At 65.2% G+C, this 22,538-nt stretch carries 22 protein-coding genes; 5 read left to right on the top strand and 17 right to left on the bottom strand.

The window, feature by feature from the left end:
• Positions 1 to 32: 32 nt before the first annotated feature.
• A complete protein-coding gene (gene nusG / locus AAG591_RS13885) occupies positions 33 to 569 on the top strand; it encodes a transcription termination/antitermination protein NusG (protein ID WP_342532014.1) in 537 nt (178 codons plus the stop codon).
• A 27-nt stretch (positions 570 to 596) separates the two neighbouring features.
• Here the strand turns inward: nusG and AAG591_RS13880 are convergent, their stop codons facing one another.
• On the bottom strand, positions 597 to 2,216 hold the full coding sequence (locus AAG591_RS13880; RefSeq protein ID WP_342532013.1) for a DUF5597 domain-containing protein: 1,620 nt from the start codon (positions 2,214 to 2,216) through the stop codon (positions 597 to 599).
• A gap of 145 nt (positions 2,217 to 2,361) precedes the next feature.
• Between AAG591_RS13880 and AAG591_RS13875 the strand changes: the two genes are divergently transcribed.
• Positions 2,362 to 2,568 carry a hypothetical protein gene (locus AAG591_RS13875; RefSeq protein WP_342532012.1) on the top strand — a complete coding sequence of 69 codons (207 nt, stop codon included), beginning with the start codon at positions 2,362 to 2,364 and terminating at the stop codon, positions 2,566 to 2,568.
• Here AAG591_RS13875 and AAG591_RS13870 read toward each other — a convergent pair.
• On the bottom strand, positions 2,565 to 3,296 hold the full coding sequence (locus AAG591_RS13870; RefSeq protein ID WP_342532011.1) for a CPBP family intramembrane glutamic endopeptidase: 732 nt from the start codon (positions 3,294 to 3,296) through the stop codon (positions 2,565 to 2,567). The genes AAG591_RS13875 and AAG591_RS13870 overlap by 4 nt on opposite strands.
• Positions 3,297 to 3,846: 550 nt before the next feature.
• On the opposite strand from AAG591_RS13870, the gene rplK reads away from it, so the two are divergent.
• Entirely contained in the window at positions 3,847 to 4,278 is a 432-nt protein-coding gene (gene rplK, locus AAG591_RS13865; RefSeq protein ID WP_010234086.1) for a 50S ribosomal protein L11, read from the top strand.
• A 3-nt stretch (positions 4,279 to 4,281) separates the two neighbouring features.
• Complete coding sequence (rplA, locus tag AAG591_RS13860) at positions 4,282 to 4,977, top strand: 50S ribosomal protein L1 (protein ID WP_342532010.1); 696 nt, start codon at positions 4,282 to 4,284, stop codon at positions 4,975 to 4,977.
• 57 nt (positions 4,978 to 5,034) lie between these two features.
• Here the strand turns inward: rplA and AAG591_RS13855 are convergent, their stop codons facing one another.
• From AAG591_RS13855 to AAG591_RS13840, 4 genes are read right to left on the bottom strand one after another with little or no spacing between them, the layout of a single operon-like run.
• Positions 5,035 to 5,949 carry a GNAT family N-acetyltransferase gene (locus AAG591_RS13855; RefSeq protein ID WP_342532009.1) on the bottom strand — a complete coding sequence of 305 codons (915 nt, stop codon included), beginning with the start codon at positions 5,947 to 5,949 and terminating at the stop codon, positions 5,035 to 5,037.
• Entirely contained in the window at positions 5,949 to 6,926 is a 978-nt protein-coding gene (locus AAG591_RS13850; RefSeq protein WP_342532007.1) for a polysaccharide deacetylase family protein, read from the bottom strand. The genes AAG591_RS13855 and AAG591_RS13850 overlap by 1 nt, the downstream gene beginning before the upstream one ends.
• 60 nt (positions 6,927 to 6,986) lie before the next feature.
• The gene (locus AAG591_RS13845; protein ID WP_342532005.1) at positions 6,987 to 7,745 is read right to left on the bottom strand and encodes a competence/damage-inducible protein A; all 759 of its coding nucleotides are present in this window, start codon (positions 7,743 to 7,745) and stop codon (positions 6,987 to 6,989) included.
• Between the two features lie 6 nt (positions 7,746 to 7,751).
• The gene (locus tag AAG591_RS13840; protein WP_342532004.1) at positions 7,752 to 9,275 is read right to left on the bottom strand and encodes a flavin-containing monooxygenase; all 1,524 of its coding nucleotides are present in this window, start codon (positions 9,273 to 9,275) and stop codon (positions 7,752 to 7,754) included.
• Between the two features lie 116 nt (positions 9,276 to 9,391).
• On the opposite strand from AAG591_RS13840, the gene AAG591_RS13835 reads away from it, so the two are divergent.
• Positions 9,392 to 11,413, top strand: coding sequence for a TonB-dependent receptor (locus tag AAG591_RS13835; RefSeq protein WP_342532002.1), 2,022 nt, complete (start codon positions 9,392 to 9,394; stop codon positions 11,411 to 11,413).
• Here the strand turns inward: AAG591_RS13835 and AAG591_RS13830 are convergent.
• The 11 genes from AAG591_RS13830 to tsaD all read right to left on the bottom strand — a co-directional run bounded on the left by AAG591_RS13830 (position 11,410) and on the right by tsaD (position 22,538).
• The gene (locus tag AAG591_RS13830; protein WP_342532001.1) at positions 11,410 to 11,943 is read right to left on the bottom strand and encodes a DUF421 domain-containing protein; all 534 of its coding nucleotides are present in this window, start codon (positions 11,941 to 11,943) and stop codon (positions 11,410 to 11,412) included. The two genes, AAG591_RS13835 and AAG591_RS13830, sit on opposite strands and share 4 nt — an antisense overlap.
• Positions 11,944 to 11,959: 16 nt before the next feature.
• Entirely contained in the window at positions 11,960 to 12,970 is a 1,011-nt protein-coding gene (locus AAG591_RS13825) for a fumarylacetoacetate hydrolase family protein (protein ID WP_342532000.1), read from the bottom strand.
• Positions 12,967 to 13,617 (bottom strand): maleylacetoacetate isomerase, encoded by a 651-nt coding sequence (gene maiA / locus AAG591_RS13820; RefSeq protein WP_342531999.1) that lies wholly within the window; start codon positions 13,615 to 13,617, stop codon positions 12,967 to 12,969. Before maiA ends, AAG591_RS13825 begins: the two co-directional genes overlap by 4 nt.
• Before the next feature lie 175 nt (positions 13,618 to 13,792).
• On the bottom strand, positions 13,793 to 14,968 hold the full coding sequence (locus tag AAG591_RS13815; RefSeq protein WP_342531998.1) for an acyl-CoA dehydrogenase: 1,176 nt from the start codon (positions 14,966 to 14,968) through the stop codon (positions 13,793 to 13,795).
• 106 nt (positions 14,969 to 15,074) lie between these two features.
• A complete protein-coding gene (locus AAG591_RS13810; protein ID WP_342531996.1) occupies positions 15,075 to 15,488 on the bottom strand; it encodes a response regulator in 414 nt (137 codons plus the stop codon).
• A 96-nt stretch (positions 15,489 to 15,584) separates the two neighbouring features.
• Positions 15,585 to 16,193, bottom strand: coding sequence for a helix-hairpin-helix domain-containing protein (locus AAG591_RS13805; protein WP_342531994.1), 609 nt, complete (start codon positions 16,191 to 16,193; stop codon positions 15,585 to 15,587).
• A 179-nt stretch (positions 16,194 to 16,372) separates the two neighbouring features.
• On the bottom strand, positions 16,373 to 17,125 hold the full coding sequence (locus AAG591_RS13800) for an OmpA family protein (RefSeq protein ID WP_342531991.1): 753 nt from the start codon (positions 17,123 to 17,125) through the stop codon (positions 16,373 to 16,375).
• Between the two features lie 52 nt (positions 17,126 to 17,177).
• Complete coding sequence (locus AAG591_RS13795) at positions 17,178 to 18,890, bottom strand: vWA domain-containing protein (protein ID WP_425341665.1); 1,713 nt, start codon at positions 18,888 to 18,890, stop codon at positions 17,178 to 17,180.
• 95 nt (positions 18,891 to 18,985) lie between these two features.
• Positions 18,986 to 20,446, bottom strand: a complete 1,461-nt coding sequence (locus tag AAG591_RS13790) for a lipopolysaccharide biosynthesis protein (protein ID WP_342532292.1) — start codon at positions 20,444 to 20,446, stop codon at positions 18,986 to 18,988.
• 74 nt (positions 20,447 to 20,520) lie between these two features.
• Complete coding sequence (locus tag AAG591_RS13785; RefSeq protein WP_342531989.1) at positions 20,521 to 21,510, bottom strand: NAD(P)H-dependent glycerol-3-phosphate dehydrogenase; 990 nt, start codon at positions 21,508 to 21,510, stop codon at positions 20,521 to 20,523.
• Positions 21,510 to 22,538 carry a tRNA (adenosine(37)-N6)-threonylcarbamoyltransferase complex transferase subunit TsaD gene (tsaD, locus tag AAG591_RS13780; protein ID WP_342531988.1) on the bottom strand — a complete coding sequence of 343 codons (1,029 nt, stop codon included), beginning with the start codon at positions 22,536 to 22,538 and terminating at the stop codon, positions 21,510 to 21,512. Before tsaD ends, AAG591_RS13785 begins: the two co-directional genes overlap by 1 nt.

Below are 22,538 nucleotides of genomic sequence, written 5' to 3'. Positions count from 1 at the left end.
GCTGATCCCACTTCCCGACCGCAGGATATTCCATGGCACGCTGGTACATTATTCACGCCTATTCCGGTTTCGAGAACAAGGTTCGCGACGCGATCATCTCCGAGGCCGAGCGGCTTGGCCTGTCCGAGGGCGTCGAGGAAGTTCAGGTCCCGACCGAAACCGTGACCGAGGTGAAGCGCGGCAAGAAGGTGCAGGTCGAACGCAAGTTCATGCCCGGTTACGTGCTCGCCAAGCTGAACATGACCGACGATATCTATCACCTCGTGAAGAACACGCCCAAGGTCACCGGCTTCCTGGGCGCCGGCGCGAAGCCGCAGGCGATCAGCGAGAAAGAGGCTGCGCGTTACTTCGGCGGCGTCGAAGAAGCCAAGGCCGCGCCCAAGCGCGACATCAGCGTCGATTACGAGATCGGCGATTCGGTCAAGGTGCTCGACGGCCCCTTCGCCAGCTTCAACGGCGTGGTGGAAGAGCTCGATTTCGACAAGGCGAAGGTCAAGGTTTCGGTCTCGATCTTCGGCCGCGCGACCCCGGTCGAGCTCGATTTCGAACAGGTCGAACTGTCGAAGTAAGGGGCAGGGGCCACGCGGCCCCTCCCGCTATTCGAGCACGCCCATCTCGATCCGCAGCCACACCGGCTCGGTGCCGAAATTGAATCCGTAGTCGATCTGGTCGCCGTTCCAGCGGCGGCGCATCTGCCATTCGCCATCGACGAAGCGGCCTTCCTGCGCCTCGATGATCTCGCCCTGCTGGCCTGCGCCGGGCTGGGCGAGAGCGATCCGCAGCTTCACGTTCTGCCCGCCGACCAGAAACACGTCGTCGGCCAGTTGCGCCACGACGAGCCCGCCGGTCGCCACATCGGCCAGCGGATGCGGATCGCGCGCGATCCAGGTCCAGTCGTCCTCCCCGAACGCCCAGCGGCCATATTGCGCGGTCAGCTGCCACCGGCCCATTATGCGCGACTGGTCGGCCCCGTCATCGCCCTTCGCCGCACCCCATAGCGGCTTGTCGCGCGCGATCCGCGCCCATTCGCGCGGCATCTGCGCAAACAGCCGATAGGGCGCGGCAAAGGCTTCGAGCGTGTCCGCGTCCAGTTCATTCGCGCCCAGGGGGTAGTTCGAATAGCCGGTGCCATCGATCCCGAAGGGCGAGAACATCACCGCCCCGCGCCCCATCGCGGGCCAGATGAAGCGGGCGTACTCGGCCGCATTACCGATCTCGGGCACCATCAGCGGACCCGACGCGGCGTAGCGATCGAGATAGGTCTCCACCGCCTTGGGATCGCGCGCATAGATATCGGGCGCGAAGGCGGAGATGTGCGGCGCTGCAATCCGCCAGATCGGCAGCGCGTTCCAGTTCGGTCCACCCGAAGGCCCGACGTCGCCACCCTCGTCGGTGAAGGCATTGCCCAACGCTGCGTTGACGTACATCGGCAGGTTCAGCTCGGCCTGCCCCGCCGCCGCGACGCTGTCGATATAGCGCGCGACGTACCAGCTGTTGAAGAACTGCGCCGCGCGCGGACCGAAAGCCTCGCTCCAGCTTTGCCGTTCGATCCCGAGCCCGTCGGCCAGCTCGTGCGGGATCGGCCCCGCGAACAGCGCCTCCGCCTCGGGCGCGCGGTCGCGATCGAGCCCCCAGCTGCCGCTCTCGTTCTCGACCTGCATCATCACCACCGTGTGCTGTGGATCGACCTGCGCGAGATGGCGCATCAGTGCGGCGAAGGCACGCGCATCGGCCTGCATCGTCGCCGCACCATGCGGACTGAAGACGCTATGCGTCGAGCCGTCCGCCTTGCGCATCCGGGCAAAGCGCCGCGTATCGCGCTTGACCCATGCGGGCACGTAGGACGGGCCGGTGTTCTTCCACGTCCCGTACCACAGCAGCACCAGCCGCATCTCGCGCGCCCGCGCCTGATCGAGCAGCGTGTCGACGAAGGAGAAGTCGAAACGCCCCTCGCCAGGCTCGACCTGCTCCCACGCGACCGGCATCAGCAGCGTGTTGGCGCCGAGCTGCTCGACCACCGGCCAGACCTCTTCGAGCACGGCGGGATAGTTGGACGAATTATTGGGCTGCGCGCCGAGCATCACGAAGGGTTCGCCATCGACCACCAAAGAGGGGCGCAGCGCGCCTTCCTCGAAGCGCGGCAATGCCTGAGCGGTCGCGACACTCGCAGCGGCCAGTGTGGCGAGCGCAAACGTCATCAAGTGCCAGATTCTCATCGCTTCGCGCTCTCCCCGCCGCAGCATGGTTGCGCTAACACGCAGGTCAATCGGGGGAAAGTGCCACGCTACCCGCAGGCAGCGATCCTGTTTGCGACGATCAGGGTGGGGCGATCCGGCGGATGGCACTATAGGCGTCACCCGCATGCGAACACGACCCGGCATCTGCAATCGCAAGAAGCGCTACGCGAGCCGCGAGGCAGCCGAACTCGCCGCTCGCGATGCACCGTTCAGGCTGCGCGCCTACAAATGCGAATTGTGCCGACAGTTTCATCTGACGAGCCGCACCAAGGGCATGAAGCTGCCGCCCCATGAGGTAGAGCGGGCGCGATCGGGCGAGCCGCCTGTCTAGGTGAGCCAGCCGAGGCTTTCGCTATAGGCGAGGGTCAGCATGATCGTGTCGACCGCTGCGTGTGCGAGGATGCACGCCCACAGGTTGCCCCGATTGGCGAAGCGCAGCCATGCGAGGAACAGGCCGACGCTGGCGGTCACCAGTACGCCGCCCCATCCCTGGTAGAGATGCGGCAGGCCGAAAATCGCCGCCTGGATGATCGCAGCGGGCCATTTGCGCCCGCGCATCCCGCGCAGCCGCATCAACCGATCGAGCAGGAAGCCGCGAAACAGCAGCTCTTCGCCCAGACCCGCAGTGAGCCATGCGACGAGCACGATCCACAGCATGAAGGACACAGGGCTCGCGGTCGCCAGTTCGGTGACGAGCCTGACATCGACCTTGGGCAGGCCCAGCGCCTCCACCACGATGTGCCCGATCGCGAACAGCGCGATCACGCCCCCGGTGCCCAGCGCGGCGAGCGCGAGCGTGCGCCGCATGTTGACCGGCGGGCGGATATTCCATGCGAAGTGGAGCGCATTGTCCGATGCAAGCCAGAACCGGGCAACCACCAGCGCGGCGAGCATCCCGGCGACTGCGGACACGAGCATGCCGGTGTTCGTCGGACCGAACAGCAAAACCGGCGGGATGCCTGCGAGCGAATAGACGAGGGCGACGCTGCCCAGTTGCAGCAGGAATCGCAGCCAGCCCAAACGGCGCCAGCGGTTTCGTGCAAGGGAGCGCTGCTTCATCTGGCTCGACAAGTGCCTGATCATGCGGGCTTTCGCAACCGGTTGTCGGGCGCAGCGATCCGTAACGGGACGGGGCGGGGCAATTTGCGTGCAAGCCGTTACTGGCGAAGCCTCGCAGACGCCGATCCAACCGCCGCCACGCGGCCCATGGTACGGACACCGTTTTCCTACATTGTTTCGATTTGCGATACGTCGTGCGGGCTGCTCCTGTTCGCGTGGAAACAGGAAAAACGGCCGGAAAACCGCAATGTGTCACCCCGGGCCCTGTCGACGGAGGAAAATTGCGGACATTACAACGCGTTGACCCCCGGCTGCCGAGGGTGACACATGGGTGACACGTGTCGCCCTGTCACCGGGGCTCGGCCTCTCGTGGTCACCACCCGACAGGCCGGGAATCGCTTGCAAATGGCGGAAAAATCGCTATCTGCGCGCCTTCCCATACGACAGTTCGGGAATCCCATGCGGAAGGGGTGCCTCGGTACCCCGCCAAACCGCTTACCATGAGCGTGACGCGAAAGCGCTACGCGACAGTGAGAAAAGGAGGCCTCTCATGGCCAAGAAGATCGAAGGTTACATCAACCTTCAGGTGCCCGCCGGCACCGCCAACCCCTCGCCGCCGATCGGCCCTGCGCTGGGTCAGCGCGGCGTGAACATCATGGAATTCTGCAAGGCGTTCAACGCCGCGACGCAGGACCTTGAAAAGGGCGCCCCGATCCCGACGAAGATCACGGTCTATGCGGATCGCAGCTTCACCTTCGTCACCAAGAGCCCGCCCGCTAGCTTCCTCATCAAGAAGGCGATGAAGATCAAGTCGGGTTCGAAAGAGCCGGGCAAGAACATCATCGGCTCGATCAAGACCAGCCAGCTGGCCGAGATCGCCGAAACCAAGATGAAGGATCTGAACGCCAACGACATCGACCAGGCGGTCAAGATCATCGCCGGTTCCGCCCGTTCGATGGGCATCGAAGTGGTGGAGGGCTAACCGATGGCTACTTTGACCAAGAAGCAGAAGACGCTGACCGAGAAGCTCGACGCTGAAAAGCTGTACACCTTCGACGAAGCGCTGAGCACGCTGCGCGAGCACAAGGCGAAGTTCGACGAGACCGTCGAAGTCGCGATGAACCTCGGCGTCGATCCGCGCCACGCCGACCAGATGGTGCGCGGCATGGTCTCGCTGCCCTCGGGCACGGGCAAGGACGTGCGCGTCGCGGTGTTCGCCAAGGGCGACAATGCCGACAAGGCGCTGGCCGCCGGTGCCGACAAGGTCGGTGCCGAAGACCTGATGGAAGACATGCAGAACGGCAATCTCGATTACGACCGCGTGATCGCAACGCCGGACATGATGGGTGTCGTCGGTCGCCTCGGTAAGGTGCTGGGCCCCAAGGGCCTGATGCCGAATCCCAAGCTGGGCACCGTGACCCCGAACGTGGAACAGGCCGTGAAGGACGCCAAGGGCGGCCAGGTCGAATTCCGCGTGGAAAAGCAGGGCATCATCCACTCGGGCATCGGCAAGCTGTCGTTCAAGGACGAAGACCTGAAGACCAACTTCAAGGCCTTCACCGACGCGATCGTCAAGGCCAAGCCGTCGGGCGCGAAGGGCAAGTACCTGCGCAAGGTCACGCTGACCTCGTCGATGGGCCCGGGCCTGAAGCTCGACCTGACCGAGGTCGAAGGCGCGTAAATTCCGCCTGGCAGCAGTTTTGAAGAGGGCCGGGGGAGCGATCCTCCGGCCCTTTTTCTATGCCCGCAACAACCGTCGCGCCGAAGCGAGCGAGCCGCTTTGCTGGCTGAAGGATTTCGCCAGCGCCACGCCCGCATCGAACCCGCGCCGCGCGCCGAGCAGCGCACGGTTCGCCAGCGTACGGCGCAGCAGCAGGAAGGAACAGCACGCGACGCTATGGGTGCCGAACAGCGCCTTGTGCGCGCCTTCGCCCTCGGTGAAATCGAAGAAGCGGAAGCGCTCCTCGCCAAACAGCATCCGCAGCGCTTCCATCTGGAGCACGGTGCCGGGCGACAGCGCCGCATGCGCGGGATCGTAGCCGAGGTGGGCATAGACCAGAGTTTGCCCCTGCACCGGCAGCGAGAGGTACGCGACCGGCTCTCCGCCAAGGAACAGCAGGAAGCAGCGCATGTCTCCGCGCCCGGCGCGTGCCAGCATCGCTTCGCGGGCAGCGTCACTATCGGGCAACCCCGCATCGAGCAGCCGCGACTGATAGGTCTTGGCGGATAGCGGCAACGCGAGGTCTAGGAAGCGCTCCACCTCGTCGCGGGTGCGATACGTCCGCACGTCCAGCGCCCCTCCGCCAGCGGCTGCGAACTTCTTTGCCTTGCGCCGCAGGGTGCTGCGCGTCTTGCTGGAAAAACGCGCGAGGTAATCCTCGAAGTTTCCGTCCATCGCGATGAAATGGCGGCGATAGTCCTCCCGCGCGCCGGCAACATGGTCTGGAAGGGCAAGAACAATCTCGTCCGCTATCGAATGCGGAGCCGACAGCACGCGTACGCCGTCCGCCGCCGGGACCGGTTCGAGACTTGCGGGCAGCGTTTCGGAAAGTGCATCCTCGAGCGTGAAGGCCATCGTAGCCACATGGCGCTTTACCGCGAACAGTCGACGCGCGCCGATCGTGAAGGCGACTTGCGTATCTTCCACACTCATCAGATCGCGCCGTAGAGCGAATTGGAAACAGCCTGTTCGGCGTACCGCATCCCCACCGTCAGCGTGTTCGCCGGGACGGGGCGGGGCATCTCGGATCGACGGAACACCTTAACAGGCGGACTGTGCGTATAGTCACCGGTCCAGATGCCCGGCGTTTTCTGAAGCAGCCTGCACAATCCTTCGAACCGGTTGCGGACCAGCTTGTTTATCGCGAGGCTACGACGGTTGATCAGCTCGAAGCTGTGGCTGACCAGCGTGAAGCTGGCCATACGGCCGTCACGCGCGTGCAGCAGCCCGGCCCGCATTTCCTTGAGCGAGAGTGCGGTGACCTGCGCGTGGCGCAATCGTCCGCCGATATCGCCCACGCACGATACCGGCACCTCGATCATCCCGTCATACAGCAGCGGCTGGGTATCGGTCTCGCTCAGCTCGAGGTCGCAATGACCATCGGGGATCCCGGGCGTATGGCTGCTGTCGTAGTTGAGGCCGAGTTCGCGAAGCGCGCGCAGCGTGTCGCGGTTCGCACCGTAATTGCCCGCGCGGAAGGCAACCGGCGCCGGCGCGCCTGCTGCGACCAGCGTATCGCGGCACCATTCCAGGACCCGGCATTGATCCTCGAACGTGAAGTCCTTGATATTGCCCCCCCTGAGCCCTTTGAGCGGGCTGTCCGGCAGCGCCAGATCGAGCCATTCGGTGTGGCAGTGGAGCTGGATATCCTGCCCTGCTTCGAGAATGGGTGCGACGACATCCTCGATCGCGGCGACGCCCCACAGAAGTGCGGGCATCGGATCGACGAAGAACACGCCGCGGTGGCCGTAACGCTCCAGCAGGTCGAGCTTGTGCGTGATCCCCGCCGGCCCGTCGGGCGTAATGCAAGCGATCGACCGCGCGAAGTTCTCAGCCCGATCCACCCGGCACGGCCCGTTCGCCAGCGCGGCCGAATACTCGGTATCGATGGTGAGATAGACGCTCGTCATGACGAACGTGGCTTAACTGCAACGGGTTAAGACCGCGTTCCGATCCGCGCGCGAGGGTCCTCAGATGCCCCCTGCCACCGGCTGGTAGCCCGCTTCGGTCAGCGCATCGCAAAGCGATTTCGTGCAGGCCGCCAGTGCATCCGCATCGGTAGAGCGGACCACGAAATTCGCTCCGACCTTGCCTTCGCGAAAGAACGGATAGCTGCCGATCTGGCATTGATCGTGCTGTTTCACGACCTCGCGCAGCAGCCCCGCGACCTCGCTCTCCGCCGTCCAGCAGCCGATCGTTTCGGCCATGAGCGGGGCGCCGCCCTCCAGCGTGCCGGTCAGGGCATCGAGCATCCCTGCGGTGATGTGCGGGACGCCTGCCATCAGGTGGATGTTACCGATCTTGATCCCCGGCGCGCCCGACATGCGGTTGGGGATAAGCTCTGCCCCTTTGGGCACCCGCGCCATGCGCAGCCGGTCTTCGGTCAGGCCCCCCGGCTTGTCGGCATAATAGCGTTCGAGCGTAGCGCGCGCTTCGGGGTGGACCACCACGCCCAGTCCCAGCGCAGCGGCCACCGCGTCGACCGTGATATCGTCGTGGGTCGGGCCGATTCCGCCGGTGGTGAACAGGTAGTCATTGCGCACGCGAAGGGCGTTGACCGCCTCAACAATGCGCTCCTCGATATCGGGAACGACCCGCACCTCGTCCAGCCGGATGCCCTGCACCTGCAGCCATTCGGCCACCTGTGCGATGTTCTTGTCATGCGTGCGGCCCGACAGGATCTCGTCGCCGATAACGACGAGCCCGGCAGTCCAGATACGTTCGCTCATAGGCCTCTAGATCGTGCTTTGGGTGGAGCCGGAGCGCGCGGGCGCGGCTTCGTCTGCGGGGGCGTGCGGCAGCGCCTTGAAGTGGAGAATGCCGTCGTCGATCGGATCGCTCTTCATCTGCTTGCGATCGACCCGGTAATCCTGGTTGAGCCGCCAGGGGAAGCCCACCGCATTTTTCGGCATGATCGCCTTCGAACGCTGGATATAGCCCGAGGAGAAATCGAAGATGTCGTCTTCCTCCAGCGCGGCGGCCTCTGCCTCGGTAAGTGCGGGCACTGCGATGTCCGCGCCTTTTTCGTCCATCATGTTAAGCACGTCGCACACGTAGGCGGCGTTGAGGTCGGCGCGCAAGGTCCAGCTGGCATTGAGGTAGCCGAACACCACCGCAAGGTTCGGCAGGTTCGAGAACATGCAGCCCTTGTAGTAGAAGCGCTGGGCGAAATCGACCGGAGTGCCGTCGACCGAAACCGCGATCTTGCCCGCGATGGCCAGCTTCAGGCCGGTCGCGGTGACGATGATATCGGCGGGGATTTCGCGCCCATCCTCCAACGCGACGCTGTCTTTGCCGAAGCGCGCGATGCGGCCCGTGACCACCTCTGCCTTGCCATCCTTGATCGCTTCGAAGAGATCGGCGTCCGGTACCAGGCACAGCCGCTGATCCCATGGGTCGTAGGGCGGGGTGAAGGCGGTGGCGTCGTACTTGTCGCCAAGGTGCCCCTGCATCTTCTTGGTCAGGAACTCCTTCACCTTCTCCGGCTTGCTCTGCGCGCGCTTAAAGCCGATGTCCTGCATCACCACGTTTTTCCACCGGGTGATCTTGTACGCGGTCTCTTCGGGCAGGACCTTGCGCAGGAAGTTGGCCATGCCGTCGCGCGCAGGGCGGCTGAACATCCATGTCGGCGTGCGTTGCAGCATGGTCACCTTCGCCGCGCGCTTCGCCATCGACGGCACGATGGTGACGGCAGTGGCACCCGATCCGATCACCACCACGTTCTTGCCTTCGTAAGAGAGGTCTTCGGGCCAGAATTGCGGGTGCACCACGTCGCCCGCGAACTCGCCGAGTTCGAAGCCGGGATCATAGGGTTCGTCGTAGTCGTAATAGCCCGATCCCAGATACAGCCAGTTGGCGGTCAGCCGCTTGCGCTCCCCTTCCGGCGTAACGACGCTGACGATCCAGCGCGCCCTCTTGCTGTCGAAATCCGCGGTTTCGACTCGCATTCCAAAGCGGATGTTTTCGCGGATGCCCCGCTCGTCGACGATGCGGTTGAGGTATTCGAGGATCGCGGACCCATCGGCGATGCTCTTCTCGTGCTTCCACGGTTCGAAGATGAAGCCGAGCGTGTGCATGTCGCTGTCCGATCGCACGCCGGGATAGCGGAACAGATCCCACGTCCCGCCCAGATTCTCGCGCCGCTCGAGGATTGCGTAGCTCTTGCCCCGGCAGTGCTCTTCGAGGTGGGCGGCCATTCCGATGCCGGAAATGCCCGCACCGACGATCAGCACATCGAAATCGCTCTTGCTCGTATCCATCACAAACTGTCCAATCCCCGGTCCAAACTTACGTTCTGTTTCGCAACCTATCCTATGGGCGTGCGCTTGACGAGAGGGTGCTGACGTGAACGGTAATCGCAGCTAGGGCCGCGCACATGCTCCGCGCTTCTCTCGTCATCGCTACCACACCGCTGCTTGGTTTGGCAGTCCCGGCTATCGCCCAGGATGGCGAGGAGGAGCGTGAGCCCACCGTCATCGTGGTGACCGGCAGGGGCCTGCCCGATACCCCCGCGAGCCCGGCCTACGGCACGGTCGTGATCGAGCGCGAGACGTTGCAGACCGTTCCTTCGGGCCGGATCGAGGAAGCGCTGGGCAGCGTCGCGGGGTTCCAGGAGTTCCGCCGCTCCGACAGTCGCTCGTCCAATCCCACGGCGCAGGGCGTGACACTCCGAGCGCTCGGCGGCAACGCCACGAGCCGCGCAGCTGTCACGCTCGACGGGGTGCCGGTGGCCGATCCCTTCTTCGGCTATGTGCCCTTCGCAGCTTTGCTGCCCGAGCAGATCGGGCGGATCGCGGTAACGCGCGGCGGTGGGTCCGGACCGTTCGGAGCGGGAGCGCTTGCGGGCACCATCGCGATCGAGAGCGAGGCACCCGAGCGGCAGGCGCCGCTGGGCTTGAGCGCGCTGGTGAACGATCGCGGCGGGACCGAGGCAGCGGGTTCCTTCTCGCAGGCTCTCGGCTCGGGGTATGCGACCGGTGCGATCCGGTGGGATCGGGGACCGGGGTTCTACACCACGCCGGAGAGCCAGCGCGTTGCGGCGAGCGTCCCGGCGAAGTTCGACAGCGTTGCAGGTCAGGTCCGTGCCGTGGTGCCGCTTTCCCCCGATCTCGAAGTGCAGGCGAGGGTGGCGGCATTCGACGATGCGCGCACGCTTCGGTTTGCTGGCGCGGACAGTTCGGCGAGCGGGCAGGACGCGAGCGTGCGGATCGTGGGGCGCGGGCGCTGGCAGGTCGATGCGCTGGGCTATGTGCAGGCACGCAACTTCTCCAACCGCGTCGTCAGTTCGAGCCGGTTCGTGCCTGTGCTCGACCAGCGCAGCACGCCCTCGACCGGGCTTGGCGGCAAGATCGAGGTGCGCCCGCCGGTGGGCGGGGCGCATGTCTTGCGCGTCGGGGTGGACTACCGGCGCGCGTCGGGAGAGTTGCAGGAAAACCCGATCAGCGCCTTTACCGGGCAGATCACTGCGCGGCGGCGCGCGGGCGGTGTCACCAGCGACCTTGGGTTCTTTGTAGAGGACGACTGGGAAGTTGGACAGCTCGTGCTCACGGGAGGGCTCCGCGCCGACCGGACAGTGATCGCGGATGGCTTCTACCGCGAGACGACGCCGGGCGGCGCGGTGACGATTGACGACGCCTTCGCCGACCGCAGCGACTGGACGCTGACCTGGCGCGGCGGTGCGCTGCTTCGCGTGGCGCCCTCGCTCGATTTGCGGGCGGCGGCGTATAGCGGGCTCCGGCTGCCAACGCTGAACGAGCTCTATCGACCCTTCGTGGTCTTCCCCGTGGTGACCGAGGCGAATGCCGACCTCGCCAACGAGCGGTTGCGCGGGTTCGAGGCGGGGCTCGACTGGCGACCGGTCGACGGCATGGCGTTCTCGCTTACCGCGTTCGACAACCGGCTGGAGAACGCGATCGCCAACGTCACGCTCGGCCCGAACCTGCGCCAGCGGCGGAACCTACCCGCCATCGAGACGCGCGGGATCGAGGCTGGGGTGCAGGTGCAACGCGGCCCCATCAGTTTCGATGGCAGCCTCTCCTACTCCGATCCAAGCGTCGTGGGCGAAGGGGCTTCGCTGGTGCTCGACGGCAATCGACCGCCGCAAAGCCCACGCTGGATGGCGGCGGCGAGCCTTGCCTATGCACCTGCCGAAAACGCCATCGTCTCACTCAGCCTTCGCCATGTCGGCGATCAATTCGAGGATGATCTGGAAACCGATGTGCTGCCCGCCTTCACCACGCTGGGCGCCTACGCGCAGGTGCCGCTGGCAGGACAGCTCGATCTGATCCTGCGCGCGGAGAACCTGTTCGACGAGGCCATCGTGACCCGCAACGACGGCGGCGATCTGGACCTCGGCGCGCCGCGCACTCTGTGGGCGGGGCTGCGCTACGGGTTCTAGGCGCTTTCGGGCTCGCGCAGATCGCGCACGCCTTCAAGGATCGTAGGGTCGAGGCTCTCACCGTGCATTACCGAGATGTCGCCGGTGGTCTCCAGCACCACCGCGCGCACTTCGTCGAAGTTCATCGTGTTCGATTCGCGCAGCTTGGCGATGATGTCCGACCGGGCGACGCGGGTTTCGTCCATCGCCTTCTGGCAGAACCGTCCGTCTATCATCAGCAACACCGGCTCGTTCTGGATAGTCTTCTCGAATCCGTCGGATGTCTTGCGGATCTTCGCGAGCACGAGTTGCACCGCAAACAGCGCGAACATCACCACCGCTGCCTGACCGAATCCCTGCCAGTCAGTTGCGCGGCCCATCCCGGCCAGCACGGTGCCACTGGCGACAGTGATGACGAAGTCGAAATTCGTCATTTTGGAAAAGCTGCGCAAGCCGACGATCCGCGTCAGTGCGATGACGTAGACGATGGCAACTGCGGTCAGGATCGTCCCGCGGGCGATGATATCGTAGGTTGTATCGTCGAAGAACATCAATACCCCCGATCGCTCAGGCTTCGACCACCTTCTGCTCGATCGCGCCGAAGATCGAATGGCCCTTTTCGTCTTCCATCCAGATCTTCACCGTGTCACCCGGGTGCATGAAGCGCGTCTTGGCTTCGCCGCTGGCGATGGTTTCGATCATGCGGATTTCCGCGATGCACGAATAGCCCTTGCCGCCTTCGCTGACCGGCTTGCCGGGGTCGCCATCGGGCCCCTGGTTCGAAATCGTGCCCGAACCGATGATGCAGCCCGCACTCAGATTGCGCGTCTTGGCCGCATGGGCGACCAGATCGGCGAGGCTGAAGGTCGCATCCTGGCCGACATCGGCCCGGCCGAAGGCCTCGCCGTTATAGTCGACCATGAGAGGGCGCTGGATCACGCTGTCCTTCCACGCATCGCCCAGTTCGTCGGGCGTAACGCACACGGGGCTGAACGCGGTTGCGGGCTTGGACTGGAAGAAGCCGAAGCCCTTGGCGAGCTCCCCCGGGATCAGTCCGCGCAGCGAGACGTCGTTGACGAGCATCAGCAGCTTGATGTGATCGGCTGCTTCGTCCGAAGACACGCCCATCGGCACATCGTCGGTGATGCAGGCGATCTCGCCTTCCATGTCGCAGCCCCAGCTGGTGTCCTTTAGCGGAATATCGGCGCGCGGGGGCAGGAAGTCGTCGCTGCCGCCCTGATACATCAGCGGGTCGTGGTAGAAGCTCTCCGGCACCTCGGCGCCGCGCGCTTTGCGCACCAGCTCGACGTGGTTGATGTAGGCGCTGCCATCGGCCCACTGGTACGCGCGCGGTAGCGGCGAATGCGCCTCGCGCTCATGGAATCGCTCGCACGGGACGGCTTCGTTGTTCACATCGCGATAGAGCGCGTCGAGCTTGGGCGCGATATTGGCCCAGTCGTCGAGCGCATCCTGCATGGTCGCGGCGATATTGTCCGCCGCGCAGTAGCGGGTGATGTCTTTCGAGACGACCACCAGCTTGCCGTCGCGCGTTCCGTCATTGAGCGTGGCGAGTTTCATTGGACTGTCTCTCCTTCGGGGGTGTCGTTCTGGTTGTCGGGGTGCGCCCTTTGCACTTCATCCAATGCGAGGCAGGCGGCTTCGATCCGGGTTGTGTGCGGGGCATCGGCGAAATCGTAGCCGAAGCGGCGCGCATTGTAGATCTGCGGCATCAGCACGACTTCGAAGAAGCCGGGCTGATCGAACAGGAAATCGCCCGTGCCCAGCTGCGCAAGCCGCCGTTCGATCGGCTGCAATGTGCGTGCGAGCCAGTGGCGATACCAGGTGTTCACGCCGTCCTGATCCTGCCCGTATTCGCTCTTGAGGTACTTCAGCACCGGCAGGTTGAGCGGCGCGTGCAGCTCTGTCGCGATGGCATAGGCGAGTTCGCGCGCGAGGTAGCGCTGTTCGATATCGGCCGGCAGCAGCGGCTTTTCCGGGTAGGCTTCGTCGAGCCATTCGATGATCGCCATCGATTGCACGCGGTCCTTGCCGTCCACTTCCAGCATCGGAACCGTGGCAAACGGGTTGCGACCGGCAAAGGCCTCGCCCTTCTGCTCGCCTTCGACCAGATTGACCGGGCAATTCTCGTATTCGAGGCCCTTCAATTGCAGCGCGAGCCGCAGCCGGTAGCTCGTGGAGCTGCGGAAATAGCCGTAGAGTTTCATCTCATCCTCTCCTGCGTCGGGCCGTTCGCTTCGCGGCCCTGACACACCTGACACACAGTCCTAAGACGAAAAACCTGTCTCCGGTTCCCAACCTTTGCCGGTCTCGGTCAGTGCGGGCGGGGAGGGCTGCATTCCCCGCCTATCGCACTGCTGGCGCATGTAGGACAGGCGGACTTCAGAACGCCGCAATACCCGTGATCGCGCGGCCCAGGATCAGCGCGTGGACATCATGCGTGCCCTCGTAGGTGTTGACCGTCTCCAGGTTCACCATGTGGCGGATCACCTGATATTCCTCGCTTATGCCGTTGCCGCCATGCATGTCGCGCGCGACGCGGGCGATATTCAGCGCCTTGCCGACATTGTTGCGCTTCACGATCGAGATCATTTCGGGCGACCAGTTGCCCTCGTCCATCAACCGACCGACGCGCAGGGACGCCTGAAGCCCCAGCCCGATCTCGGTCATCATGTCGGCCAGTTTCAACTGATAGAGCTGCTTGGAGGCGAGCGGTACGCCGAACTGCTGCCGGTCGAGCCCGTACTGGCGCGCGGCGGCCATGCAGAACTCGGCCGCGCCCATGCTGCCCCAAGAAATGCCATAGCGCGCGCGGTTGAGGCAGGAGAACGGGCCCTTGAGTCCCTGCACTTCAGGGAACATTGCGGATGCGGGCACCCGCACCTCGTCCATCATGATCATGCCCGTGGTGCTGGCGCGCAGCGAGAGCTTGCCTTCGATCTTGGGTGCGGAAAGCCCTTCCATTCCCTTTTCGAGCACGAAGCCGCGAATGCCGCCGCCGTGTTCCTCGCTCTTGGCCCACACCACGAAGACATCGGCGAAGGGCGAGTTGGAAATCCATGTCTTGCTGCCCGAGATGACGTAATCGTCGCCATCCTTTTTGGCGTAGGTCTTCATGCCCGCCGGGTCCGATCCCGCATCGGGTTCGGTCAGGCCGAAGCAGCCGATCAGCTCGCCGCTCGCAAGGCCGGGCAGGTATTTCTGTTTCTGCTCTTCGGTGCCGAATGCGGTGATCGGGTACATCACCAGGCTCGATTGGACGCTCGCCATCGAGCGGTATCCGCTATCGACACGCTCGATCTCGCGCGCGACGAGGCCGTAGGCGACGTAGCTCGCGCCGACCCCGCCGTATTCCTCGGGCGTGGTCACGCCCAGCATCCCGGCCTGGCCCATCAGCGGGAATAGCTCGGGGGCGCTGGTTTCGTCGCGGAAGGCGTCGATCACGCGCGGCTGAAGTTCGCTCTGTGCAAAGGCGTGCGCGGACTCGCGGATCATCCGCTCATCCTCGGTCAGCTGGTCGTCGAGGCGAAAAGGGTCGGTGGGATCGAAGGGGATCATGTCGATGGGCGCTCGCTGCTAGTTGTGCGGCAGCCCATGGCAAATGCGGGTATGATCCGGCAAGCCCTGCCATAGGATAGGGCGCCGGACATTCCCGCGCGCATCGTCAGGCGGTTTCGATGTCCCGGCCTGCGACTTCGACTTTTTCGTCGTCCTGCACGCCTTCGGGCTTAAGCGTCAGCTGCACATGCGTGATGATATCGCCCGGTGGGCAAGGCTTCGCCAGTGCCAGCGCATCGGGGAACCTGTCGGACACTTCGGCCAGCGGCAGGTGCCCGGAATGAAAGATTACCGGCACGTCTTCGGCGATCAGCTTCTCCGCGAAGGGATAGACGACCGTGTCGTGCAGGCGGATATCGAGGATCGCGAGATCGGGCCTCCGCTTCTGGAAGGCAAGCATGGCAGAGTGGAGATCGTCGTAAGGGCCTTCGACCTCGTAGCCAGCTTCCACCATCGTGTCGGACAGGTCGAGGCCGACGATGTGTTCATCTTCCGCGATGAGAATGACTGGCTGTTCCATGTGCTCTCCTCTGCGACCGCAATCAAAATCCAACGGTCGGTGGGTGGAAACGTTCCCGCCCCCGCCCAACCAGGCCGTCAGCGTGTCGGCAGAGGCTTACAACTTGCCGAATTGCGCCTCGTAAGCGGCGGTGTCTCCGCTGGTGAGCAGGCGGGCCTGTTCGATCCAGTTATCACGCCGGATCCGGCCCTTAAAGCGGCCCAGCTGGTCGTCGATCCGGTCGATATCGGCTTCGGACCATGCCGCGATCTGCGCGAAGGACGTCACACCGAGTTCGTTCAGCTGGAGGGCAAGCTTGGGACCGACGCCCTTGAGCTTGGTCAGATCGTCGCCATCGACAGCGCTGGCCGGTGCCGCAGGGCTTTTCTCGGCGGCCGCCGTGCCGACCGCCGCACCTGCTCCGCCAAGGCTGTCGGCCGGGGCTGCAGGCTTGTCTTTCGGTGGCGCGGGAGGTGTCGTCGTGGTGGGCTTTGCCGGGGCTGCGGGTTCGGCCTTGGGTGCCGGCGGAGGACCAGGTTCCTTTGCCGAGGCAGGCGGCGCGTCGATCAGGGCCTGGTTGCGCTTTGCGCCGGCAGGCTCGTCGCTCGATTCCTCGCGGGTAATCTTGGTCTTGCGCGATCCCGACAGCAGGAACCAGGCGACGACGAAGCCGACCAGCACGGCGAGCAGGATCAACAGCCAGTTGGCTTCGATCAGTTCAATCATCGGTGGCTAGGCCTCTCTACTGGATTCTCTTGCGCGTTTTCTTTCTGCCGCATTAACGTGAAAGCGCGGCCCGCGCAAAGACCAAAGGTTCCACGCAGCCGCGCCGAGCCCCAGGCCCACGACATAGCCGGCGAGCGACAGGACGATCAGTTCGATGGATATTGCCATGCTCGCTCCCCCTATCGTGCCGCGGGCGTGTCGATCGGGGTCGGCTTGGTCGTTTCCATCGAAACGACCCGGAACTCGATCCTTCGGTTGGCCGGGTCCGCCGGATCGAGGCCGCGCACCGGACGCGACGAGCCGAACCCGTTTGCCAGCAGGTTCTGCGCAGGTATCCCGCGCTCGACCAGTTCGCGCCGCACCATTTGCGCGCGATCCTGCGACAGGGCCAGGTTGACCTGCGGCGAACCCGAGGTGTCGGTATGCCCGCTGATCGCCACGATCGCACCGACGCAGGGGCGCAGCGCGGTGGCCAGTTCGTCGAGCACTTCCTCGCTGCCCGGGATGAATTCGGCAGAGGATTCCTCGAAGCGGATCGTGCGTTCGGCGAGCACGCCGAGCAATTCGTTCTCGCACCGCAGCGATTCGATGTCTGCATCGCCTGCGGCCAGCATCGTTCCGTCTGCCCAGTGCACGCCGCCGACCCCCGGAATATTCGCAATCGCCTGCGCGATCCTCGCGCGTTCGAGTTCGGACAGGTCGCGGCGCGGGCTCAGCATCGGATGGCGGGTGGGCCAGCCGCGCGCGTTGACGAAGCGGATGTCGACCGCCGGCTCAGGCCCCTGCTGTGCGGGCAGCGCGCGCGCCGTGTGCGCCAGCCGGGCGGAAAAAGCCGTCGCGGTCTGGCTTGCCGAAAACAGCGCCATCGCGGCGACCAGCAAGGCTCCGGCAAGGATGATAAAAGCCGGGTGGGGGGCGGGGCGTTTGCTCACCCCACCCCGATAGCCAGAGCCTGCCCCCTAGGACAAGCGCTCTGGCCGCGTTCTATTCCCGGTCGAGCCCTTCGGCGACGCCGACCAGCTTCAGGAATTCCTGCCGGTAGAAGTCCGTCTGCGGCCCGGCGAGCCGCTGGATCGCATCGTAGGAATAGCCATCGAGCAGCGTATCGCCACGCAGCTTCTGCGCGAAGGCGGCGACCGCCGTGGCGAAGGCGAAGTCGCCCGACGGCGCGGGCGCAGCCGCGAGCATCCGCGCGGGCAGCGCCTCGGTAATCAGCGTCGAGGTGTCGCCATCGGGCTGCTTGTAGCGCAGCTTCACGAAGGCGGCTTCGGTGGCCTTGTCGCTCGCCGCCTGCGGGATCTTGTCCTGATAGCGGCGGCCCGCGACCCAGCCGTCCGCATTTGCGGGCACGACTTCGTAGATCGCGGTGACCTGATGGCCCGACCCGATATCGCCCGCATCGACCGCGTCGTTGGCGAAGTCCTGTTCGCGCAGCGCGCGGTTCTCGTACCCGATCAGGCGGTACTGGCTGATGACGGCCGGATTGAACTCGACCTGGATCTTCACGTCCTTGGCAATCGTGAACAGCGTCGCGCCGAGCTGTTCGCCCAGCACCTTGCGCGCCTCGATCGCGCTGTCGATGTAGCCATAATTGCCGTTACCCTTGTCGGCGATCTGCTCCATCAGCGCTTCGTTGATATTGCCGGTGCCGAAGCCCAGCACGCTCATCGCGATACCGTTCCTGCGCTTGTCCTCGACATATTCGAGCAGCGCATCGTTACCCGACAGGCCGACGTTGAAATCGCCGTCGGTGGCCAGGATCACGCGGTTGATCCCGTCGACCTTGCTTGCCTCGGCAACCTTGTAGGCCAGTTCCAGACCCGCGCCGCCGGCGGTCGATCCGCCCGCCTGCAATTCGTCGAGTGCAGCCATGATTTCGCGCGAATCGCTGGTCGGTTCGAGAACCAGGCCCGCCGCGCCCGCATAGACCACGATCGACACGCGGTCCTTGGGCGTCAGCTGATTGACCAGCGTCTTCATCGCGGTCTTCACCAATGGCAGCTTGTCCGCGCTCGACATCGAGCCCGACACGTCGAGCAGGAAGACGAGGTTGGCGGCCGGACGCTCCGCCTTGGGGGCTTCGTACCCCGCGAGCCCGATGCGCACGAGCCGCGTGTCGGCATCCCACGGGGTGCGCGCAACATCCATGTTGACCGTGAACGGCGCATCTTTCGCACTGGTCGGGCGCGGATAGTCGTAGCGGAAGTAGTTGACGAATTCCTCGGTCCGCACCGCGCCCCTGGGCGGCATCTGGCCGTCGGTCAGCATCCGGCGGGCATTGGAATAGGCACCCGTGTCGACATCGACCGAGAAGGTGGAGACCGGCTGCTCCATCGTGATCGCAACGGGCGAGACGTCCTTGCCGTCATAGCGTTCGCGGTCGGGCTCTGTCGGCACGACGATCGATGGCACATAGCGCAGATCGGGCGAGGTCGCCTGCGGCTGGCCCGGTGCGGCTGCCTGATCGGCACCAATCCGCGTTGCCGCCGCAACCATCGAACGCGGTGATGGTGCGTATCCGACCGGCGGCGGAGGAGGAGGTGGTGGAGGTGGCGGAGGGGGAGGCGGCGAAGGTATCCATCCATCCCCTTCGGCAGACGATCCGGTGACGACGATCTTGTCCGCCTGATCGGCGGTGGCGCATCCTGCCAGGCCGATGCTGGCAATCGTCACCACGGCTATTCGCTTCATTCCCATTTCACCATCTCCCCATGGCCGGACTCCGGCTATCGCTGCCAAGGCTCGACTCACCCCCGTGAACGCCCTCTGAATAGTGATACTTTGTCTCTCGATCACCCCTCTTCGGGCGCGAGGTTGCGGCGGAACAGCACGCGGTCGTCTTCGCGGAAGCCGAGGAACCAGATGATCGCCCCATAGGTCAGCAGGATCGCCGGGATGCCCACAACCAGCTCCAGCCATTCGGGCAACTGCGTCGCCAGCCAGCCCACCCCTGCGGCGGGGACGGCCGCGTAGAACAGCCCCATGCGGAAATTGTTGACCGTCTCGCCCAGGATGCGGCCGAGCAGTACGCTTTTCGCGATGCTCGACATCGCTAGCGCAATCGCCAGCGCCAGTGCTGCGGCGGGCGCGCGCCACAATTCGGGCAGGTCGTAGGCATTGATGGCCAGCATGAAGCCGACGGTAAGCGCAGCCTGCAATCCGATCGCGAAGAGCGAGATCATGAGGTTGCGCATCCGCGCGATGTAGATGAGCGCACTTTCGGAGACGACCGCGAGCGCGGCGACCACCTCGGCCACCAGCAGGATAGACAGCGCGCCGGTGCCGCTTACGAAATCGGGACCGAGCAGGCCCATCACCGCTTCGCCCGGCAAGGCCAGCGCAAGTGCGATGCCAGCCTGCATCGCCACGATCCAGAAGCCGACCTGGCACACCTGCTTGGCGATCGCGGAACGGTCACCGACCTTCAGGGCCGCGGTGATGACCGGGCCGAGGATCGGATCGAAGCTGGTCTTCAGCTTCTGCGGCAGCGTCGCGACCTGCTGCACCGCGAAGTAGACCCCGACCTGCGCGGGCGAAGCGAATTGGGCGAGAATGGCGAGGTCGAGTTTGCGCGTGCCCCATTCGATCGCATCCGCCCCGGCGAGTGGCAGGTTGCGCATCGCCAGCCGAAACATCCGTACCGGGTGCGGCGACCACCCGATCGGCATGCCGTAATGGCGCAGCACGGGCATGAAGGCGACCACCGCAGCTGCGATGATCGAGAGAACGTAGGCAAGCTCGAGCCCGCTATCGGGAACCACGAAAAACAGCGCGCCCACTGCAATGGAGATGGTCCATGGTTCCGCCAGCGCGCGGCTGCGCACCGTCGCCCCGATGTCGTAGCGGTACGCACAGGCCGCCAATGCCACTTCGGTCAACGCATAGGGAAGGATCGTCAGCGGCAGCAGCCACGACAGGTCGCCATTGCTGCCATTGGGGAACATTGGTTCGGGAAAGATCAGCAGCAGCGCGGTGAAGGCGAGCGAGGTGAACAGCGACAGCACCATCGCGTCTGCGACGATGTGCGACGGCGGGCGCGCGTCGTTCTCGCTCAACTGCTGCGCCAGGCCGCGCTTCTGGCCGAGCACGGCGATCTGGCTCGCCAGTTCGACCACCACCAGCGCGGCGGCGAAGCGCCCCAGCATGTCGTCGCCATAAAGCCGACCGGCGATGAACAGGAAGGGGATGCGCGCGGCCAGCCGGATCAGGAAACCGAAGAAATTGGTCCGCCCACCACGCGCGAGCGCGGCCATGTCGGCACTCGGGCCGTCCGCGGGCCCGACTGCGCCGCGCGGCGCATCGCCCGAGTCGCCATCGCCGGGCTTGGTCAAGCATCGCGCCTTTCGGTGGTCAGCGGGCGCGACAGCAGGGCATCGGCGACGTCGGCGGCGCGCGCACCGTCGAGCAGCGCGACCACCGCATCGACGATCGGCATGTCGATCCCTTCGGCGCGCGCGAGCCGCTGGAGCACGGGGGCGGTGTGCGCGCCCTCGGCGACAGTGTGGCGGTTCGCCATAAGATCGGCCGCGCTCTGCCCTTCGCCGATTGCCTTGCCGAGCGAGAAGTTGCGGCTGGAGGTGGACGAACAGGTCAGCACCAGATCGCCCAGGCCGCACAGGCCCGCCATCGTGTCAAAGCTTGCCCCGCGCGACGTTCCGAAGCGGGTCATCTCGGCAAAGCCGCGGGTGATCAGCGCGTTGCGGGCGTTCTGACCCAGCGCGAGCCCGTCGACCACGCCGCAGGCAATCGCGAGCACGTTCTTGACCGCACCGCCGATTTCCGCCCCGATCAGGTCGTCCGAATAATAGGGGCGGAACGTAGGGCGCGCGATCACCGGGGAAAGCCGCTCCCACTGTTGCTCGCCCCCTTCGCAGGCGAGCGTGACGGCGGCGGGCAGGCCTGCGGCAACCTCCTGCGCGAAGGTCGGGCCGGAGAGTGCGGCAAGCGTCGCCTGCGGGCAGGCTTCGTGCGCCGCATCGCTCATCAGCGCGCCGGTCGATTGCTCGATGCCCTTGGCGCAGATCACCAGATCGCCAGCGTAGGCGGGCATTTGCGCCAGCACCTTGCGCAGATGCTGCGCGGGGACCACCGCGAGCACGACCCGGGCATCCGCGACATCGGCCAGATCTCCGGTCGCGCGGATCGATGGTGCCAGCTCGGCATCGGGCAGGAAGGGGGTGTTGCGGTGGTCGGTGTTGATCTCCGCCACCACTTCAGGCTCCAGCGCCCACAGCGTCACATCCCGTCCATCGCTGGCGAGCATCTGCGCGAGCGCGGTGCCCCACGCCCCGCCGCCAAGAACCGCTACATCTGCCATTATGCCTTCACTCCCGCCCCGCGCGCAGGGGCCGCCTCGGGGTCGAGCGGCCAGCGCGGACGCGCCTTATAGTCCAGCGGGTCGTTCTGACCCAATCGCTCGCAGCCCGCCCACGCGATCATAGCGGCATTGTCTGTGCAAAGCTTCGGCGGCGGCGCGACGAAACGCATCGAGTGCTTTTGCGACAGCTCCTCCAGCGCGGCGCGCACGCTGGCATTGGCGGCCACCCCGCCCGCGACGACCAGCGACGGGGCATTGCCGCCGCTCTCGATCGCGCGTTCCAGCCGGTCGGTCAGGCAATCGATGGCTGCCTGCTGGAAGCTTGCGGCGATATCGGCGGTGGAATGCAAGCCGCTCTCGTGAGCACGCAGCACCGCGCTCTTGAGCCCGGCAAAGGAGAAATGCGGCTCGCCGCTGTTCACCAACGGGCGCGGCAGCGGCACGGCAGTCGGGTCGCCTTCGCGCGCGAGCTTTTCGACCGCAGGCCCGCCAGGGAAGCCGAGGCCGAGGATTTTCGCCGTCTTGTCGAACGCCTCGCCCACCGCGTCGTCGATTGTTGTCGCCAGTCGCTTGAACTGGCCAACGCCCTCGCACCGCAGGATCTGGCAATGCCCGCCCGAAACCAGCAGGAGGAGATAGGGAAATGCGAGGTCCTCATCGACCAGTCGCGGGCTCAGCGCATGGCCTTCCAGATGATTGACCGCGATCAGCGGTACGTCGCTCGCCATGCTGAGCGCCTTGGCACTGACCAGCCCGACCATCACCCCGCCGATCAGGCCCGGCCCCGCGGTCGCGGCGATGGCAGCGAGATCGCCAAGCTCCATCTCGGCTTCGTTCATCACCTCGGCGATCATCGGCGCGATCCGCTCTGCATGGGCGCGCGCGGCGATTTCAGGCACCACCCCGCCATAGGGGCGATGCGCCTCGTCCTGCGAAGCGATGCGTTGCGCGATGATCCGCCTGTCGGTCGCCACCAGCGCCACCGCAGTTTCGTCGCAACTGGATTCAATCCCAAGTACCACCGGCAT

Origin of the sequence: Citromicrobium bathyomarinum, assembly GCF_038594485.1 — a bacterium.
GTDB classification, from domain to species: domain Bacteria; phylum Pseudomonadota; class Alphaproteobacteria; order Sphingomonadales; family Sphingomonadaceae; genus Alteriqipengyuania; species Alteriqipengyuania bathyomarina_A.
This window is presented reverse-complemented; position numbering and strand designations above follow the sequence as displayed.